We start from the raw sequence: 17,306 nt of genomic DNA, 5'->3' as shown, positions 1-17,306 counted from the left end.
GCCCGCACCGGCCGGTCAGTCCATCCCATCGGCCATCAGGTGTCAACGGTATTTCGTTCTGCGCTACGGCAGATGGACCGCGATCTCCGGTCCGAGGGTGTGCGGTGCGTGGAGGGGGAGACGGTCGCCGCTCCAGAACCGGCCGGGGTCGAACCAGTTGGAGTCCTTGGTGGTGTCGAGGATGTCCATGTCGCGATAGGTGATCGCGACGACCTCGGCGCAGTAGGCGGCCTCCAGGCTCACCGGCTCGGGTGCCGATACCTCCTGCCGCCGTTGTTCACGACGTTCCCGGACCTTGCGGTCGAGGTAGGGAATGCCGCGCACCAGGTCGGCCGAGTTGGGGACGCGGCCGCGGAACCATCGTCCGGCGAGACGGGCGGTGGTCGGGAACGGGGTGCCGTCCAGTCGCGCGATGACCTTGAGCAGCTGGTCTTCCTGCTCCCTGCTGACCTCGGGGCTGAGCTGGCGAATCCAACACGCCTGCTCGTACCGGACCATCCACTGCTCTACGGCTTCGCGTGCGTCGTGCAGCTGGACCCCGCGGTGATTCGACCCGGTCCAGACGTCGGTCAGTTTGTCGCCGAGTTCGGCATGCCAGAGGAGCGGCGGCAGATCGTCGATGCAGACCGCCATCGCGACGTGGTTCACCGGCGCGTTGGTGAGGGTGCGGATGGCGCGGTCGGGGCCGGAACGGCCACGGAACAGCCAGACGTCACCGGTCCGGGTGGCTTCGAGCGCGGTTGTCAGCGAGACGCCGGCGGACTCGCCGGCGAGGTCTGCGCGGCGTGGTCTTCTGCTGGTGGGCACCCCCGAAGACTAGAGCTTGCGGGTGAAGACGGCCATCGGCGGCGGAAGCGACTTATCCTGCCCGCATGAGGAATCTGTGGAAGTGGGTGGGACTCGCCGGGGCCGTCGGTGTCACGACCGGCGGTGTGCTGATCGCGCGGGACCAGCGTCAGCGCAACGCATACTCGGCCGATGAGATCCGCGAGCGTCTGCACCGGCGTTTCGAGGCGTCCGACACCGCTGGTGGCGGAGACGAACGATCCTGAGGACACTGGTTGGCAAGGTCGGCCCCCACGGTCGGCCGGGCAAGCCGAACCAGAGATAGGGAACATCATGACCGACAACAGCGGATTCGGCGGCGGACCGTTCAACTTCGGCCCCGAGGACTTCGACCGCTTCGCGCGTGAGGCCGGCGACGGATTGCGCGACATGGTCGGCAAGCTCTTCGAGGGCCAGGCAGGTCCCGGAGCGTTCTCGATGTTCTTCGACGACGCTGCACGCGGCCGCACGCGGACCCAGCCGCGACCGGAGACCGCCGGTGAGACCGGTTCGGGCGTGTGGGCCGTGTTCGTCGTCGACGAGGACGGCGGTGCCCGCGTCGAGCAGGTCTACGCCACCGAACTCGATGCGCTTCGCGCCAACAAGAACAACACCGACCCGCATCGCAAGGTGCGGTTCCTGCCGTACGGCATCGCGGTGAGCGCTCTCGACGAGGCGCTCGACGGGGAGCCGGGCGAGGACGAGAAGTCCGACTGAGGGCTTTCTGGAGACGCATGAGGCCGGTGAGTCCGAGATGGACTCACCGGCCTCATGGCTGTGCGAAGCACTGTGTGTACCTCTGGTGATGCAGTCACGGCACCTCGGGCGCCGGTGCTGCTATCAGAGGTTCGCGCCGCAGACCGGCCACGCACCGGGGCCCTGGGTGGCGAGGACGTTCTCCGCAACGCGGATCTGCTCCTCGCGCGAGGCGTTCGCCGGGTTGCCGGAGCCACCGTTGGCCTCCCAGGTGCTCTGCGAGAACTGCAGTCCGCCGTAGTAGCCGTTGCCGGTGTTGATGGACCAGTCGCCACCGCTCTCGCACTGGGCGACAGCGTCCCAGTTGCCGGAGGCGGCCGACGCGTTGGACGCCAGCATGCCGAGGGGGGCTGCGGTGAGGGCACCGACGACGGCGGCACGGGCGACGAGCTTGGTCATGTGGGTCTTGCTGATACGCATGGTCTTCGTTCCTCCTGATCACCACCCGGGGTTGGCAAGGTGGTTGATTTCGGACGGGGCCGACCCTACGTGCTTGGTAACGGTCAGGTCACGTCGACGTCCTGACCTGCGGAGTTTTGGTCACACTCGAATAACGCTGTTAGGTTTGGGGCAAAACCCCAGCGCACCGCGGAATTCCGCGGTTGTCCGTGGAACCCGATGTTCGGACGCGTTCGATGACGAAGGTCACAGCGATAATGTGATGTGTCCCACTTGATCGGGGCGTGTGGTGAGACTAAGCGCGCCGTTCGAGGGCGATGCGTCCCCCGCGTGAGGGAGCGTAGGCCACGCCTCGCGAGAACCAGCGTTCGGCGCGGTCGTCGGTCGGCAGCAGCTCGAAGTCGCTCAGCACTGTCCGGAGCACCACGTCCATCTCCATCGTCGCGAACGCGGCGCCGATGCAGCGTCGGGTACCGCCGCCGAACGGCAGCCAGGCCGGCGGCGGCGTGGTGCCCAGGAAACGGGTCGGATCGAACCGCTCGGGATCGGCGAACTCGCGGCTGTCGTCGTGGAGCAGGGCGATGGACACCATCACGTTGTGGCCGCGCGGGATGCGCCAGGGTCCGAGCTCGAGGTGGTCGGCGACCACGTGCCGGGCGGCGAAGTCGATCACGGGGCGGCTGCGCTGCGTCTCGAGGATGGTCGCGTGCCGGTACTCGGTGCCGCCGGCGTCGACCTCGGCGGCGAGTTCGGCCAGGACGCCGGGGTGGCGACGGAGGCGCTCGAACGCCCAGGCGAGGGTGGTGCCGGTGGTCTCGTGGCCCGCCGCGAGCATGGTGAGCAGCTCGTCGCCGATCTCCTCGTCGTCCATGCCCGTGCCGTCCTCATAGGTGCTGCGCAGCATCAGGGCGAGGATGTCGTCACGCTCTTCCAGACGTGGGTCGTTGCGCGACTTGGTGATCAGGTCGCCGATGTAGGTCTTGTACTCGGCGTGCATGCGGGCGTAGCGCTGGTTGGGGTCGACGGCGCGCAGCGGCCGGGGCAGGTTCGGGAAGGTGGCCGCTCGCGAGCCCGTCACGACCATCGGCGGGATCATCCGGCGCAGGTTCTCCAGATCCCTGCCCTGTGCGCCGAAGACTGCCCGCAGGATCACGTTGAGCGTGATCCGCATCATCGGCTCCATCGAGGCGAACTCGGTGCCGACGGGCCAGGTCGCCGACTCGGCCCTGACCTCCTCCTCGACGATCTGCTCGTAGGTCTTCATCCGCTTGCCGTGTAGCGGTGGGGTCAGCAGCTTGCGGCGGGCGCGGTGTTGCCTGCCCTCGAGGGAGAAGATCGACCTGGTGCCCAGGATTCGGCCCAGGTTGGGCTGGACGTTGATGACCTTGTCGCCGGCGGTGAACAGTTCCCGCGCGAGGGTGGCGTCGGAGATGACCACCGCCGGCCCGAAGACCGGCAGGTGCACCGTGAACGCTGATCCGTGGCGTTTGTGGAGGTGACCGAAGAAGTGTCTGCGGGAGGTGACCGCGGCGACGCCCTGGACGGCTGACGGCAGTCGGGTGGCGGGCGGCAGGATCACGGTGTCACTCATGACGGGTGTGCTCATCGGGGTCGAGGCCTTCCGGGGAGTCTGGTACGTCCGCGTACCCCAAGCGGTACGCCGGCGTACCACGGACGGTACGCGGACGTACCGGGGAGGGCAAGAGGCATATGCTCAACTGCGTGAACTCGCAGCTGTGGCCGGAGGGTGCGTCGTCGACGCGGGAACGTCTCCTGGCGGCGATGCTCGCCTGTGTGGCCGGGTCGGGTTACCGCGAGACCACCGTGGCCGACGTCGTTCGCGTGGCGCAGACGTCGCGGCGCTCCTTCTATCAGGAGTTCGCCGACAAGCAGGACTGCTTCTTTGCGCTGGTGCGTCGGACCACGCGGCTGACCATCGACGAGATCGCCCGCCATGTGGATGCCGAGGCGGCGCCGGAAGAACAAGTGCGGCAGGCTGTTTCGTCGTATGTCGCCGCCAGCGACCGGTACCCCGGGCTAATGCTGAGTTGGATTCGCGAACTCCCGGCGTTGGGGCGGCCGGCCGAGCTCGTGAAGAACGAGGCGGTGGAGGACTGGATCGAGCTGTTCGTCAGCCTCACCTCGACGCCGACGATGATCGCGGCGGGCGTGTCACCGATCAGTCGCGAGCGCGCGGTGTTCCTGTGGGGCGGGGTGCGGGAGCTGACCGCCGACGCCGTGGAGTCGGGCGCGCCGCTGTCGGGGATCATCGAACCCGCGACAGCGGCGTGCCTCGCCCTGCTCAGAGCCGGCGGAAGCTAGCGCCAGGCGCCGCGCAGATACTGCGGCGGGTACGGCGCCTCGTCGCGGGGGAGGCCCAATTCGTGTGCGGCTCGCTGCGGCCACGACGGTTCGCGCAGCGCGACCCTGCCGAAGAACACGGCCGTGATGTCGTCGTCGCCGGCGATCTTCTCCGCCTGATCCGGTTCGACGATGAGTCCGACCGCCGCGGTCGGGACACCGGAGTCCCGGTGGACCGAGCGGGCGAGGTCGACCTGATAGCCGGGGCCGACCGGGATGTCGGCGAGTACGTTGCCGCCGGAGGAGACGTCGATCAGGTCGACGCCGCGGGCGGCGAGGATCTCGGCGAGGCGGGCGCTCTCGGCGACATCCCAGCCGCCGTCGCGCCACTCGGTGCCGGAGAGCCGAATGAACAGCGGCTTCGACTCCGGCCAGACGGCGCGGACGGCTTCGACGACCTCGAGCACGATCCGGGTGCGGCCGGCGAAGTCGCCGCCGTAGGCGTCGGTGCGGGTGTTGGAGAAGGGCGACAGGAACTCGTGCAGCAGGTACCCGTGCGCCGCGTGGATCTCGACGACATCGAAGCCGGCCTCGTCGGCCCGACGAGCGGCCTGGGCGAACGCGTCGACGACCTCGGCGATCTGATCGACCGTGAGCGCATCCGGATCGGCGAGTCCCTCGAAGGGCACCTCCGACGGACCGACCGGCGTCCAGCCGCCGTCCTCGAGGGGGATCGAGCCCGAACCCTCGCCGAAGGGGGAGTACGTGGACGCCTTCCGCCCGGCATGGGCGATCTGGGTTCCGATGACCGCACCCTGCCCGTGTACGAAGTCGACGATCCGGGACCAGGCCCTCGCCTGCTCGTCGTTCCAGAGTCCGGCGTCGTGGGGGCTGATCCGGCCCTCGGGGACGACGGCCACGGCCTCGGTGAGGATCAGTCCGAAACCGCCGGTGGCACGGGCGCCGAGGTGGGCGAGATGCCAGTCGGTGGGTACGCCGTCGCCGGCGAAGCAGCTGTACTGGCACATCGGCGCAAGCCAGATCCGGTTGGGGATCTCGACGTCGCGGAGCGTGATCGGTTCGAAGAGCGCGGTACTGGTCACAAAAGGAGTCAACCGCTTCCGCGTCGAGCTATTCCCCGGACGGTAGGTTCTGATCTATGACGCAGCATCGGCGAAGTCCGCGCAACGAGATCCCCGCCGACTGACGAATCTCCGGAAGGGAGTCCGACGATGAGTGAAACGACCGAGACGCAGGCGGTGTCGGTGGAGGTGGATGCGCCGCTCGGCGTGATCACCCTCGGCGACGCACGGCGTCGGAACCCGTTGTCCTCCACCACGATGAAAGCCGTCACCGCCGGACTCCGCCGATTCGACGAGGACCCCGACGTGCGCGTCATCGTGATCCGTGCCGAAGGCCCGGCCTTCTCCGCCGGTCACGACCTCGGCGAACTCGTCGACCGCACGCTGGACGACGAACGCGCCGTCTTCGACACCTGCGCAGAGCTGATGCGGACCGTCCACGAGGTGCGTCAGCCGGTCATCGCGGAGGTCGCCGGAATGGCCTTCGCCGCCGGATGTCAGCTCGTCGCGACGTGCGATCTCGCGGTCGCCGGGCGCAGCGCGAAGTTCTCGACGCCGGGCGTGCGGATCGGCTTGTTCTGCTCGACGCCGATGGTTGCGCTGACGCGGGCCGTCGGCCGCAAACGTGCCATGCACATGCTGCTGACGGGCGAGGCGATCGACGCCGACACCGCCGCCGAGTGGGGGCTGCTCAGCGGCGTCGTCGACGATGCCGACCTCACCACGACGGTCCGGGAGCTGGCGCTGCAGATCGCGGGATCGAGCGCGCGGACGGTGTCGATCGGCAAGCAGGCCTTCTACAAGCAGATCGAACTCGACGAGGCGTCTGCCTACGTGGAGATGTCGGAGACGATGTCGACCAACGCGATGACGTGCGATGCGCAGGAAGGGATGTCGGCGTTCCTCGCCAAGCGCGCGCCGGTGTGGACGGACAGCTGACGGAGCTGTTCCGCTGAGCTGAAATCGTGTGGTAGCCGACACACCCTGGTTCCTAGGCTTTCCTCATCCGAGGAAGGGATGGACCAATGCAGCCGCTCGTCTGTCGAACCTGCGACGCTCGTGTGTCAGTCGCGAAATACAGTCCTGCTCACACGAGCATCCAGTGGACCACCGAGGCCAAACAGTCCTGTCATGAGATGGCGTCCGCATCCGCTGTCGGAAACGGCAACTGCGGTTACGTTCTCCGTTGTGCGGCACTGGATCGCAGCATCGACGCCGCCGTGAGGCGCGGGGATATCCCGATGTCGACGAGGTCGGAGCCCCGCGTCCGGCCACTGTCCGCCGGCGATGTCGTCGCCGAATCCCCGGCGGCCGTGCCGTCCTAGCCGCCACCGCGAGCGCGACGCCTTCTCATCTCAGCCCGTCAGTTCAGCCCTACACCCATTGGAGAGACCATGACCGTCGAACAGGAACGAATCGAGATCCGCAGCATCGACACCGGAACCAACCCGACGCGTTTCGCACGTGGATGGCACTGCATCGGGTTGGCGAAGGACTTCCGGGACGGAAAGCCCCACCAGGTCCAGGTATTCGGGACCGACCTCGTCGACTTCGCCGACTCGACCGGCGAACTCCATGTCCTCGACGCCTTCTGCCGCCACATGGGCGGCAACCTCGCCCGGGGCGAGATCAAGGGAGACACCATCGCGTGCCCCTTCCACGACTGGCGGTGGAACGGCAAGGGTCGCTGTGAGTCCGTGCCGTACGCGCACCGAATCCCCAAGGTCGCACGCACCAAGGCGTGGACGACCATGGAGCGCAACGGCGTTCTGCTGGTGTGGCATTGCCCGCAGGGCACCGAACCCGCCCCGGAACTCGCGATCCCGGAGATCGAGGGTTACGAGAACGACTGATCCGCTGGCTCTCGGCGATGGTGTACGGCCAGTCGCTGGTGACCGAGGAGCTCATCGAGGAACGGTGGGAACTGGCCACCGAGCCGGAAACCCTCGAGATCGCGCGACGCATGTACAGCACCAAGGCCTTCACCGCGACGATGGCCGCCAACGCGATGGCCGACACCGTCCCGTACTGGGTGCAGCTGCACAAGGTGACGTCACCGACGCCGATCACCTGGGGCCGCGACGACCGCGTGAGCCCCGTCGACTCGGCGATCCTGCCGATGCGCGACATCCCCGACGCCGAGCTGCACGTCTTCCCCCGCTGTGGGCACTGGGCGATGATCGAAGCCCGCGAGGCCTGGCTGTCGGCCGTGCTGGCCTTCCTGAAGCGCGGTGCGGGATGACGTCGTCACCGGTCACCGGGACACAGCCGACCGGGACACAGCCGACCGGGACACAGCCGACCGGGACACCGGCGAACACGGGCGAGTGGCGCGGCGTCGATCTCGGCAGCCGCACGGTCTCCTATGACGAGCGGGACGCGATCCTCTACGCGCTCGCCGTCGGGGCGTCGGCCACCGAGCTCGACCTGGTCTTCGAGAAGCAGTTCCGTGTGCTGCCGACCTTCGTGCTGACCCTCGCACAGTGGGCCCCGGATGAGCTCGGCTCCCGTGGCGCCTTCGATCCGACCACCGCCCTGCACGGCTCGCAGCAGCTGGACGTGCTGGCACCGTTGCCGCCGCGCGGTGAGGTGACGATGACCGCCTCGGTGGGGGAGGTCTGGGACAAGGGCTCGGCCGCGGTGCTCGAGGTGGTGGTCCGCAGTGACTACTTCGTCGCCACCTGGTCGTTGTTCGCGCCCGGTGCCGGCGGTTTCGGCGGCGACCGCGGCCCCGGCAGGCCGGCTGCCCCGCAGGGCGCTCCGACGATGACCGGACGATTTGAGACAACCCCGAATCAGGCTGCGCTGTATCGCCTCACGGGTGACCTCCACCCGATCCACATCGACCCGGCCGCGACGTCGCGGATCGGACAACCGCGTCCGATCCTGCACGGGCTGTGCGCTCTCGGCGCCGCAGTACTCGACGTCGCGCGGCTGATCGGCGCCCATCCCGCGGATCTGCGGTCGCTCGACGGCCGATTCGCCACCGCGATCTTCCCCGGCGACGACGCGGAGTTCCGCGTGTTCGGTGCGGGGCGCGAGGTGACGTTCGAGATGGTGCACGATGGCAAACCGGTCATCGCGAACGGGGCGGCGGGTTTCGACGAGTCCGGAAGGCGGCAATGAGCATGACCATCACCGACGCGGCCGAACAGGTCACGACGTCCTCGCGCGGGGTGCCGTTGGAGGTCGCCGAGGTGATCGAGGAGACCCCGGATGCGCGTTCACTGGTGTTCACGGTCCCGGCCGACCGCCACGCCGAGTTCGCCTACACCCCGGGGCAATTCCTCACGCTGCGGATTCCGAGTGAACGCACCGGTTCGGTGGCCCGGTGCTACTCCCTGGCCAGCTCACCGTTCACCGACGACCTGCTGAAGGTGACGGTGAAGCGAACCAGCACCGGCTATGCGTCGAACTGGTTGTGCGACAACGTCAGAACGGGCGACCTGATCGAGGTCCTGCCGCCCGCCGGGGTGTTCACACCCAAGGACTTCGACGACGACCTGTTGTTGTTCGCCGGTGGAAGTGGCATCACGCCGGTGATGTCGATTCTCAAGGCAGCATTGAGCGAGGGATCGCACGAAGTGGTCCTCTTCTATGCGAACCGCGACGAGAGCTCGGTCATCTTCGCCGGCGAACTGCGTGAGCTCGCCGCCGCATACGCAGGCCGGCTCACGGTGCTGCACTGGCTCGAAAGTGTCCAGGGGGTGCCGACGGTCGCTCAGCTCGCGGCACTGTCGGCGAAGCTCGACGGCCACCGGGTGTTCACGTGCGGGCCTGCACTTCGAACTCCAGGTGCGGATCGCGTTCGAGGAAATCGACCACCTCCGGTGCAGTCGTCACATAGGCTTCCTGCCGGTCGGCCCCCGTGTCGCCGAGCAGCGTCCGCAGATAGGTGCGGGCCTTGTCAGTGGAGTCGTCGAGTCCCGCCCCTTTCTGTACGACGCTGCCGCGCAGCCACAGTGACGCACCCGAGTACGACGATGTGCCGCCGAAGACCGCGGTCTTCTCCAGAACGACCGTGTCCAGTCCGTTCGCCGCCGCCGTGTACGCGCCGGTGAGGGCTCCGCCGCCCGATCCGACCACCACGACATCGCAGCGAATATCCCAGTCCTGCATGCTTTTACCTCCGAGTTGTTCGTAGGTCTCATGCAATCGCACAGTGTGACCGGACGCACGTGGATTCCCGCCCATTGAACACCGCGCCCATCGAACAACTCGGACGCAGAACTCCCCCGACGCGACGGTGGCCGTCGCGGCGGGGGAGCAGGTGCGTGCGTGTCAGACCTCGATACGCGGCGTCTTCGCTGCGCTCGGTTGTCGCTACTCGGCCAACAGGGTCTGCGCGGTGGCGGCCGCGAAGCGGGCGAGATGCGCGTCGGCGGTGCCGAATTCGTACTCGATCGCGGTGAGGCGCTTGAAGTAGTGGCCGATGGCCAGCTCCTCGGTCATACCCATGCCGCCGTGCAGCTGCACCGAGTTCTGCCCGATGAAGCGTGCGGCCCGGCTGATCGTCGCCTTGGCGGCGGAGACCGCGGCGGCGCGCTCGGCGGGTTCGGCGTCGAGCGACAGGATCGCGAAGTACTGGGCGGCCACCGACTGCTCGAGCTGCAGATGCATGTCCACCATGCGGTGCTGCAGCACCTGGAAACTGCCGATCGGGACGCCGAACTGCTCACGCTGCTTGGCGTATTCGACGGTGTCGGTGAAGACCTTGCGCATCAGTCCGACGGCCTCGGAGACCACCGCGGCGGTGGCGGTGTCCCAGGCCTTCTCGAGCAGGTCGATGGCACCGTCGCCGGCGATGAGTGCGTCACCGGGGAGCCGGACATCGGTGAACGTGATGTCGGCGGCCTGCCGGTCGTCGATGGTGCGCAGCCGCTGGAGTTCGAGTCCCTCCGGTGCCCCGTCGGCGAGGTCGACGAGGAACAGCGACACGCCTGCGGGGTCGTGCGGCTCGCCCGAGGTGCGGGCGCTGACGATGAGATAGTCGGCGATGGGTGCGGTGGTGACGACGGCCTTGCGGCCGTTGAGCTTCCATCCCTCACCGTCGCGGTCGGCACTGGTCTCGATTCGCGACAGCACGCCGCCCGAGCCGTCCTCGAGTGCGGCGAGTGCACTGAGGGCCTCGCCCGCGGCGATGCGACCGGCTGCCTCGAGCGCGAAGGCTTTGCCGGTCGAGTGCAGCAGTCCGGCACCGAGAACCACCGAGTCGACGAACGGCTCGACGACGAGCGCGTGTCCGAGTGCCTCGGTCACGACCATCAATTCCTCGGCGCCGCCGCCGAAGCCGCCGATCTCCTCGGGCAGGCAGGCGCCGACGACGCCGAGATCCTCGACGAATGCCTTCCAGATCTTGGGCTGCCAGCCCTCGCCGACCTTCGCCGCGTCGCGGCTGACCTGCAGGTCGTAGCGTGCGTCGAGGAACTTGTTGAGTCCGTCGGACAGCAGCTGCTGTTCGGGGGTGAGTGTGAAGTCCATCAGTTTTCTCCTGTGACCCGTCAGAGACCCAGAGCCGCTTTGGCGAGGATGTTTCGTTGAATTTCGTTGCTACCCGCGTAGATCGAGCCGGCGCGGTCGTTGAAGTAGTGCAGCGGGGCGACGGCCTGCCACGGCTCGCCGCTGACGTAGCCGTCGGTGGGAGGCGTGTACTGGAAGATCGGACCGCCGGGGCGCGTGGCGTGGGGCTGGAAGACGCGGCCGTGCGGGCCGGCGGCCTCCAGGGACAGCGTCGTGATCTCCTGGCTCAGTTCCGTTCCCAGGATCTTGAGCATCGACGCGATCGAACCCGGGTCCTTTCCCGAGGTCATCGCGGCGAGGGCGCGGTACTCGAGGACCTCGAGGATCTTCGCGCGGACCTGGAGGTCGGTGAGCTTGGCCGCGAACGCCGGGTACTCCGACAGCGGGCCGCCGTCGGGTGCGGTCACCGAGGCGGCGTCCCGACCGAGCTGCTCGGCCATGACCTGCAGCGCCGGGGCAGCCGCGCCGCCACCACGCTCGAAGACGAGGAGGTACTTGGCGACGGTCCAGCCGTCGTCGATCTTGCCGAGCACGTTCTTCTTGGGGACGCGCACGCCGTCGAAGAACACCTGCGCCTGGACCTGCTCACCGGAGGCGAAGACGAGGTTCTGGACTTCGATGCCGGGGGAGTTCATGTCGATGAGCAGGAAGGTGATGCCCTGCTGCTTGCGCTCCTGGCGGGAGGTGCGGACCAGGCAGAAGATCCAGTTGGCCTCGGAGGCGTGGGTGGTCCAGATCTTGGAGCCGGTGACCACGAGGTCGTCGCCGTCGTCGACCGCGGCCATCGACAGGGACGCGAGGTCGGAACCGGACTCGGGTTCGGAGTAGCCCTGGCAGAAGAAGACGCTGCCGTCGAGGATGCCGGGCAGGAAGAAGTTCTTCTGCTCCTCGGTGCCGAACGCCATGATCGCGTGGGAGACCATGCGGATGCCCATCGGCGACAGCGACGGTGCGCCGGCCAGGATCGACTCGCGGCTGAAGATGTAGTGCTGTGACTGCGACCAGTCGCAACCGCCGTACTCCACCGGCCATGCCGGCGCGGCCCACCCGCGTTCGTGCAGGATGGCCTGCCACGTCATCGAGGCCTCGTGGTCGGAGTAGACCGACGTACGCAGCGTGCCCGCCGCCCGCAGGTCGGGGGTCAGCTTCTCGTCGAGGAACGCCCGTACCTCGTCGCGGAACGCGGCGTCGGCCGGAGACCAGTTCATGTCCATGAGCGATGCGCAACCTATCTGTAAACGGTTGTGGTCAGATTGGGGTCGAATGGCAATCTACCGAATGTTCGCTCCGGAGCGTAGCCCGGCTCATGTTTCGCTTTCCAGTGTGACGTCCGCGGGGTCGTCCGGGGGGTCGTCCGGGGGCGGTTCCGGCTTCGACGACGACAGCAGGACATCGGCCCAGCGGGTCGCCGGGTCGATGTCGATGAGCAGCGCCTTGGCCAGCAGGGTCAGCGGTACCGCGAGGATCGCTCCCAGCGGTCCGATCGCCCAGGCCCAGAAGATCAGCGACAGGAACGTCAGCGTGGTCGACAGGCCGACGGCGTCGCCCACGAACTTCGGCTGGATGACCGACTGGATGATCACGTTGATGACGCTGTACACCGCGATGACGATGAGCATCTTCGTCACCCCGCCGTCGAGCAGCGCCAGGAGCGCGGGCGGGACGAGTCCGATGACGAAACCGATGTTCGGGATGTAGTTGGTGATGAACGACAGCAGGCCCCACAGGATCGGCAGCGGGACCGACAGCAGTGCCAGGGCGATGCTGTCGAACACGGCGACGATCAGACCGAACACCGTCGAGACCCACAGGTAGCTCCGGGTGCCCTGGGCGAAGGAGCCGAAGGCCGACGCGATGTCGGGTCGCATTCCGCGCAGGTGTTCCATCCGGTCGTCGAAGCCGACCGAGTCGGCCGCCATGAACAGCAGCAGGGCCAGCACGAGAACGAGGGCCGACGCGACGCTGAGGGTGCTGGCCAGCAACTCGGTGACCACGTTGACGACCTTGCCGGTGTCGACGTGGGAGATCATGTCGTGGACCTTGTCCTGGCTCACGCCGTGGCTGGTCAGGAAGTCCTGGAATCCCGTGATGATGTCGTCGAACTTGTCGTCGTAGTCAGGCAGGATCGACGCGAGCCGGGCGACCGAGAACACCAGCGTCGCGAACAGCCCGATCAGGATGCCGTAGACGAGCACGATCGTCGTCAGGAAGGCCGCCCAGCCGGGAAAACCCTTGGTGCGCAACCATCTCGGCACCGGCTGAACGGCCACGGTCAGCATCAGCGCCAGAAACGTCGGCGCGGCGAACGACGAGACCGCCTTGATGCCGCCGACCGCCACGACCAGTCCGGCGATGGTGATCAGCACGATCGTCCCGCGGGGGAGCGTCCAGGCCGGCGGGTCGGTGCGGTAGGACGGGGCCTCGGGCGCGCGTGTGGCGTCCCGGGAGCTGTTCGTGCTCCGACGTGCCATGCTCTCGCCTCACTCTCGCCTCCGACGCGGCATCGTGCACGGTGTGCGCGACCGTCGTCCAGTGTTCAGTACGACGAACTGCGGCGGAGCGCTTTCCGGGGACGACTCTGCGGCCGGTGGACCTGCGGTCGGGGCCGTCGGCGGGGGTGTCACCCGTCGATGATGTGGGCGCGTCGTGCGAGCGTCGAACTGGCTCCCGCCGCGGCGGCGCGAACCGCGGTCGCGTGGGCGCGGGGCTGGAATCGGTGTACCGGGCCGGTGACGCTGATCGCGGCGAGCGGGGCATCGTCTGCGTCGACGATCGGGGCGGCCACACACACGAGGCCCAGGGTCGACTCCTCGAACTCGAAGGAGATCCCGTCCTCGGCGATCTGGGCGAGCTGTGCCCGTAGCAGCCCGGGGGCGACGATGGTGTGGGGTGTGCGCCGGCGCAGTGGGCGACCGAGCTGGTCGGCGATGACGGAATCCGGCGAGCTCGCCAAGAGTGCCTTGCCGATAGCTGTGCAGTACAACGGCATTCGACCACCGAGCCGCGACGGTGCGTCGGCCTGCCGGTGCCCGCCGATCTTCGCGACATAGACGACCTCGCGGTCCTCGAGGATGCCGAGATGGACGGTTTCGCCGGTGCGGACGTAGAGGTCCTGCATGAAGGGGGTCGCGACCTCGATCAGTCCTCGCTCGGGAGACGCACGCATGCCGAGCTCGAACAGTCCGCTGCCGAGTGCGTACCCGCCCGCGGTGCGGTTGAGAAGACGAGCGGCGACGAGCTGACCGGCGAGCCGGTGAACCGTTGTCTTGGGGAGGGCGGTGCGTCCCGCGAGTTCGGCGAGCGTGACCTGTCTGTCGTTGGAGTCGAAGGCCTGGAGCACGGTGATCGCCTTGCCCAGCACGCTCGAACTATCGAGTTGTTCCTCGCTCATCTGCGACCTCCCTGGCGTTCCGCTCATCGGAACGCGATGCTCGACCCAGGGTATAGCGGCGCCCCACGATGGTCGGGAGCCGCCCGAGGAGATCGCGGCCGACGACCGAACCGACAGCAGAGGCAACACATGAGTTCCCCGGGCCCCGCCCCCTCCGATCCCGACACTTCCGATCCCGACACTTCTGATCCCGACACTTCTGATCCCGACGCCGCGATCGCCGCTGCGGCACAACGACTCAGCCGGGCGCTGGCGCAACGCCGGCCGTGCGTCCCGATCCGGGATCTCATCGCGCCCGACGACATCGAGTCGGCCTACCGCGTCCAGACGCTGTTCAACGCCGACCGCACCGCTGCGGTGGTCGGCCGCAAGATCGGGGCGACCTCGGCGGCCGTGCAGACCCAGCTCGGCGTCGACCAGCCCGACTTCGGAGTGCTGTTCGCCGACATGGCCTTCGGCGACGGTGACACCATCCCGATGGGGACACTGCTGCAGCCCAAGGCCGAGGCCGAGGTCGCGTTCATGCTGAAGAGCGACCTGGCAGATGGTGACCTCGACGTCGAGCAGTGCCGTGCCGCCATCGAGTACGCGGCACCGGCCCTGGAGATCGTCGACAGCCGGATAACCGACTGGGACATCACTTTCGCCGACACCGTCGCCGACAACGCATCCGCCGGGGTGTATGTGGTCGGCCCCGCGCGTCGGACCCTGGACGAGTATTCACCGGTCGATTCGACGATGACCATGACGATCGACGGCGAGGTCGTCTCGGAGGGTAGCGGGGCCGCGTGTCTCGGGGACCCGCTCAATGCCGTGGCGTGGCTCGCGCGCCGTGCGCGTCAGTTCGGGGAACCCCTGCGTGCGGGCCAGCTGATCCTGTCCGGAGCGCTGGGACCGATGCGGCCGATCGCCCCCGGGGCCACGGTGACCGCCGAGATCGGTGAACTCGGCTCGGTGACGGCCCATTTCACGTCCAACTGACTTCCCACATCCAAGGAGAACAACCATGACAACAGAGACGCCACGGACCAAGGTGGCGATCATCGGCTCGGGCAACATCGGCACCGACCTGATGATCAAGGTGCTGCAGCAGTCGCAGTATCTGGAGATGGGGGCGATGGTCGGGATCGATCCCGACTCCGACGGCCTCGCCCGGGCCCGCGCGAAGGGCGTGCCGACAACGCACGAAGGCGTCGAAGGCCTCACCCGCATGGAGGGTTTCGACGAGATCGAGATCGTCTTCGACGCCACGTCGGCCAAGGCCCACATCGCCAACGATGCACTGCTCCGTCCGCTGGGCAAGCGGATGATCGACCTGACGCCGGCCGCCATCGGCCCGTTCGTGGTGCCCGCGGTCAACCTCGCCGATCACATCGACGCGGAGAACGTGAACATGGTGACCTGTGGTGGTCAGGCGACGATCCCGATCGTCGCGGCCGTATCGCGTGTCACGCCCGTGGCGTACGCCGAGATCGTCGCCTCCATCTCGTCGCGGTCGGCCGGGCCGGGAACCCGGGCGAACATCGACGAGTTCACCGAGACCACGTCCAAGGCGATCTGCTCGGTCGGCGGCGCGCAGCGCGGGAAGGCGGTCATCATCCTCAACCCCGCCGAGCCCCCACTGATCATGCGCGACACCGTGTTCTGCCTCGTCGATGCGCCCGATGAGGGCACGCACGAGGAGATCCGGTCCTCGATCGAGAAGATGATCGGCGACGTCGCCGCCTACGTTCCCGGGTACCGCCTCAAGCAGGAGATCCAGATCGCCGCGATCCCGGCCGATCAGCCTGTCCACACCCTGCTCGCAGACGGCACCGAGATCACCCCGACCCACCAGGTGTCGGTGTTCCTCGAGGTCGAGGGCGCCGCTCACTACCTGCCCGCCTACGCGGGAAACCTCGACATCATGACCTCCGCCGGCCTGCAGGTCGCCGAGCGGATCGCGCAGCAGAAGGACAACGCACGATGACCAAGATCTTCGTCCAGGACGTGACCCTGCGCGACGGCATGCACGCCGTCCGCCATCGCATCACCCCGGAGAACGTCGGCAAGATCGTGCGCGCCCTCGACGCGGCCGGTGTCGACGCCATCGAGGTCGCCCACGGAGACGGCCTCGCCGGCGGCTCGGTCAACTACGGTCCGGGCAGCAACACCGACTGGGAGTGGATCGAGGCGGCCGCGGCCAACATCACCGACGCCCGCCTGACCACCCTGCTGTTGCCGGGTGTCGGCACCATCGAGGAGCTCCAACACGCCTACGACCTGGGCGTGCGGTCGGTGCGGGTGGCGACCCATTGCACGGAGGCCGACGTCTCGGCCCAGCACATCGCGAAGGCGCGAGAGATCGGCATGGACGTCTCGGGCTTCCTGATGATGAGCCACATGGCCGAGCCCGCGAAGCTCGCCGAGCAGGCCAAACTCATGGAAAGCTATGGCGCACACTGTGTTTACGTCACCGACTCCGGTGGCCGCCTGACCATGGACGGCGTACGCGACCGGGTCCGCGCCTACCGTGACGTGCTCGACGCGGGCACCGAGATCGGTATCCACGCGCATGAGAACCTGTCACTCTCCGTGGCCAATTCGGTGGTCGCGGTGGAGAACGGGGTGTACCGTGTCGACGCCTCGCTCGCCGGACACGGTGCGGGAGCTGGTAATTGCCCGATCGAGGCGTTCATCGCGGTCGCGAACATCAAGGGCATGGAGCACGGTTGTGACCTCTTCGCGCTGCAGGATGCCGCCGACGACATCGTCCGTCCACTCCAGGATCGTCCGGTACGCGTCGACCGGGAGACGCTGACCCTCGGCTACGCAGGGGTGTACTCGAGCTTCCTGCGCCATGCGGAAGCCGCGAGTGCCCGCTACGGCGTCGACGTGCGGTCGATCCTCCTCGAGGCGGGCAACCGCAAACTCGTCGGCGGGCAGGAGGACATGATCGTCGACATTGCCCTGGATCTCGCCGCAGCGGACGTCGCGCAGGCCAGCTGAAATAGCCATCTCGCAGAGGGGGTTTGGAGCGAGCCCGCCACCTC

16 protein-coding genes and 4 pseudogenes are annotated in these 17,306 nt (G+C 67.8%); 11 read left to right on the top strand and 9 right to left on the bottom strand.

Annotated elements, in window-relative coordinates; all coding sequences use genetic code 11:
* Window positions 1-63: 63 nt before the first annotated feature.
* Complete coding sequence (locus BLU62_RS12080) at window positions 64-807, bottom strand: guanylate cyclase (RefSeq protein ID WP_074849832.1); 744 nt, start codon at window positions 805-807, stop codon at window positions 64-66.
* Window positions 808-872: 65 nt separating this feature from the next.
* Here BLU62_RS12080 and BLU62_RS12075 point away from each other — a divergent pair, with 65 nt between their 5' ends.
* Together BLU62_RS12075 and BLU62_RS12070 are read left to right on the top strand one after the other, a co-directional pair.
* Window positions 873-1,052 (top strand): hypothetical protein, encoded by a 180-nt coding sequence (locus tag BLU62_RS12075; RefSeq protein ID WP_074849831.1) that lies wholly within the window; start codon window positions 873-875, stop codon window positions 1,050-1,052.
* 67 nt (window positions 1,053-1,119) lie between these two features.
* Complete coding sequence (locus BLU62_RS12070; RefSeq protein WP_074849830.1) at window positions 1,120-1,542, top strand: hypothetical protein; 423 nt, start codon at window positions 1,120-1,122, stop codon at window positions 1,540-1,542.
* 123 nt (window positions 1,543-1,665) lie between these two features.
* Here BLU62_RS12070 and BLU62_RS12065 read toward each other — a convergent pair whose 3' ends face one another.
* Both BLU62_RS12065 and BLU62_RS12060 read right to left on the bottom strand, forming a co-directional pair.
* The gene (locus tag BLU62_RS12065; protein ID WP_074849829.1) at window positions 1,666-2,001 is read right to left on the bottom strand and encodes a transglycosylase family protein; all 336 of its coding nucleotides are present in this window, start codon (window positions 1,999-2,001) and stop codon (window positions 1,666-1,668) included.
* 274 nt (window positions 2,002-2,275) lie between these two features.
* Window positions 2,276-3,586, bottom strand: a complete 1,311-nt coding sequence (locus BLU62_RS12060; RefSeq protein WP_074849828.1) for a cytochrome P450 — start codon at window positions 3,584-3,586, stop codon at window positions 2,276-2,278.
* 116 nt (window positions 3,587-3,702) lie between these two features.
* Here BLU62_RS12060 and BLU62_RS12055 point away from each other — a divergent pair, with 116 nt between their 5' ends.
* Window positions 3,703-4,302 (top strand): TetR/AcrR family transcriptional regulator, encoded by a 600-nt coding sequence (locus BLU62_RS12055; protein WP_244278145.1) that lies wholly within the window; start codon window positions 3,703-3,705, stop codon window positions 4,300-4,302.
* Here BLU62_RS12055 and BLU62_RS12050 read toward each other — a convergent pair.
* Window positions 4,299-5,384, bottom strand: coding sequence for an NADH:flavin oxidoreductase/NADH oxidase (locus tag BLU62_RS12050; protein ID WP_074849827.1), 1,086 nt, complete (start codon window positions 5,382-5,384; stop codon window positions 4,299-4,301). The genes BLU62_RS12055 and BLU62_RS12050 overlap by 4 nt on opposite strands.
* 129 nt (window positions 5,385-5,513) lie before the next feature.
* Here BLU62_RS12050 and BLU62_RS12045 point away from each other — a divergent pair, with 129 nt between their 5' ends.
* From BLU62_RS12045 to BLU62_RS12020, 5 genes and pseudogenes are all read left to right on the top strand, one after another.
* Window positions 5,514-6,302: an enoyl-CoA hydratase gene (locus BLU62_RS12045; RefSeq protein ID WP_074849826.1), complete on the top strand. Its 789-nt coding sequence runs from the start codon at window positions 5,514-5,516 to the stop codon at window positions 6,300-6,302.
* Between the two features lie 455 nt (window positions 6,303-6,757).
* A pseudogene (locus BLU62_RS12035) lies at window positions 6,758-7,210 on the top strand (Rieske 2Fe-2S domain-containing protein); the annotation flags it as partial.
* A pseudogene (locus tag BLU62_RS12030) lies at window positions 7,192-7,605 on the top strand (alpha/beta fold hydrolase); the annotation flags it as partial. The pseudogenes BLU62_RS12035 and BLU62_RS12030, both read left to right, overlap by 19 nt.
* Entirely contained in the window at window positions 7,602-8,489 is an 888-nt protein-coding gene (locus BLU62_RS12025) for a MaoC/PaaZ C-terminal domain-containing protein (protein WP_074849824.1), read from the top strand. The pseudogene BLU62_RS12030 and the gene BLU62_RS12025, both read left to right, overlap by 4 nt.
* A gap of 2 nt (window positions 8,490-8,491) precedes the next feature.
* A pseudogene (locus tag BLU62_RS12020) lies at window positions 8,492-9,142 on the top strand (FAD-binding oxidoreductase); the annotation flags it as partial.
* Here BLU62_RS12020 and BLU62_RS12015 read toward each other — a convergent pair.
* The 5 genes and pseudogenes from BLU62_RS12015 to BLU62_RS11995 all read right to left on the bottom strand — a co-directional run.
* A pseudogene (locus tag BLU62_RS12015) lies at window positions 9,138-9,482 on the bottom strand (FAD-binding protein); the annotation flags it as partial. The pseudogenes BLU62_RS12020 and BLU62_RS12015 overlap by 5 nt on opposite strands.
* Window positions 9,483-9,686: 204 nt before the next feature.
* Window positions 9,687-10,844 (bottom strand): acyl-CoA dehydrogenase family protein, encoded by a 1,158-nt coding sequence (locus BLU62_RS12010; RefSeq protein ID WP_074849823.1) that lies wholly within the window; start codon window positions 10,842-10,844, stop codon window positions 9,687-9,689.
* A 20-nt stretch (window positions 10,845-10,864) separates the two neighbouring features.
* Entirely contained in the window at window positions 10,865-12,097 is a 1,233-nt protein-coding gene (locus BLU62_RS12005; protein WP_074849822.1) for an acyl-CoA dehydrogenase family protein, read from the bottom strand.
* 90 nt (window positions 12,098-12,187) lie between these two features.
* Complete coding sequence (locus BLU62_RS12000; protein WP_074849821.1) at window positions 12,188-13,354, bottom strand: AI-2E family transporter; 1,167 nt, start codon at window positions 13,352-13,354, stop codon at window positions 12,188-12,190.
* 149 nt (window positions 13,355-13,503) lie between these two features.
* Window positions 13,504-14,274: an IclR family transcriptional regulator gene (locus BLU62_RS11995; RefSeq protein ID WP_074849820.1), complete on the bottom strand. Its 771-nt coding sequence runs from the start codon at window positions 14,272-14,274 to the stop codon at window positions 13,504-13,506.
* Between the two features lie 129 nt (window positions 14,275-14,403).
* On the opposite strand from BLU62_RS11995, the gene BLU62_RS11990 reads away from it, so the two are divergent.
* The 3 genes from BLU62_RS11990 to dmpG are packed head-to-tail and all read left to right on the top strand — an operon-like array spanning window position 14,404 to window position 17,262.
* Complete coding sequence (locus BLU62_RS11990; protein WP_244278143.1) at window positions 14,404-15,255, top strand: 2-keto-4-pentenoate hydratase; 852 nt, start codon at window positions 14,404-14,406, stop codon at window positions 15,253-15,255.
* Between the two features lie 25 nt (window positions 15,256-15,280).
* Window positions 15,281-16,243: an acetaldehyde dehydrogenase (acetylating) gene (locus BLU62_RS11985; protein ID WP_074849819.1), complete on the top strand. Its 963-nt coding sequence runs from the start codon at window positions 15,281-15,283 to the stop codon at window positions 16,241-16,243.
* Window positions 16,240-17,262 carry a 4-hydroxy-2-oxovalerate aldolase gene (gene dmpG / locus BLU62_RS11980; RefSeq protein WP_074849818.1) on the top strand — a complete coding sequence of 341 codons (1,023 nt, stop codon included), beginning with the start codon at window positions 16,240-16,242 and terminating at the stop codon, window positions 17,260-17,262. The genes BLU62_RS11985 and dmpG overlap by 4 nt, the downstream gene beginning before the upstream one ends.
* Window positions 17,263-17,306 lie beyond the last annotated feature (44 nt).

It is taken from the genome of Gordonia westfalica (assembly GCF_900105725.1).
Lineage (GTDB): Bacteria > Actinomycetota > Actinomycetes > Mycobacteriales > Mycobacteriaceae > Gordonia > Gordonia westfalica.
Note: the sequence above shows the minus strand (reverse complement) of the source record. Positions and strands in the feature narration are given on the sequence as shown.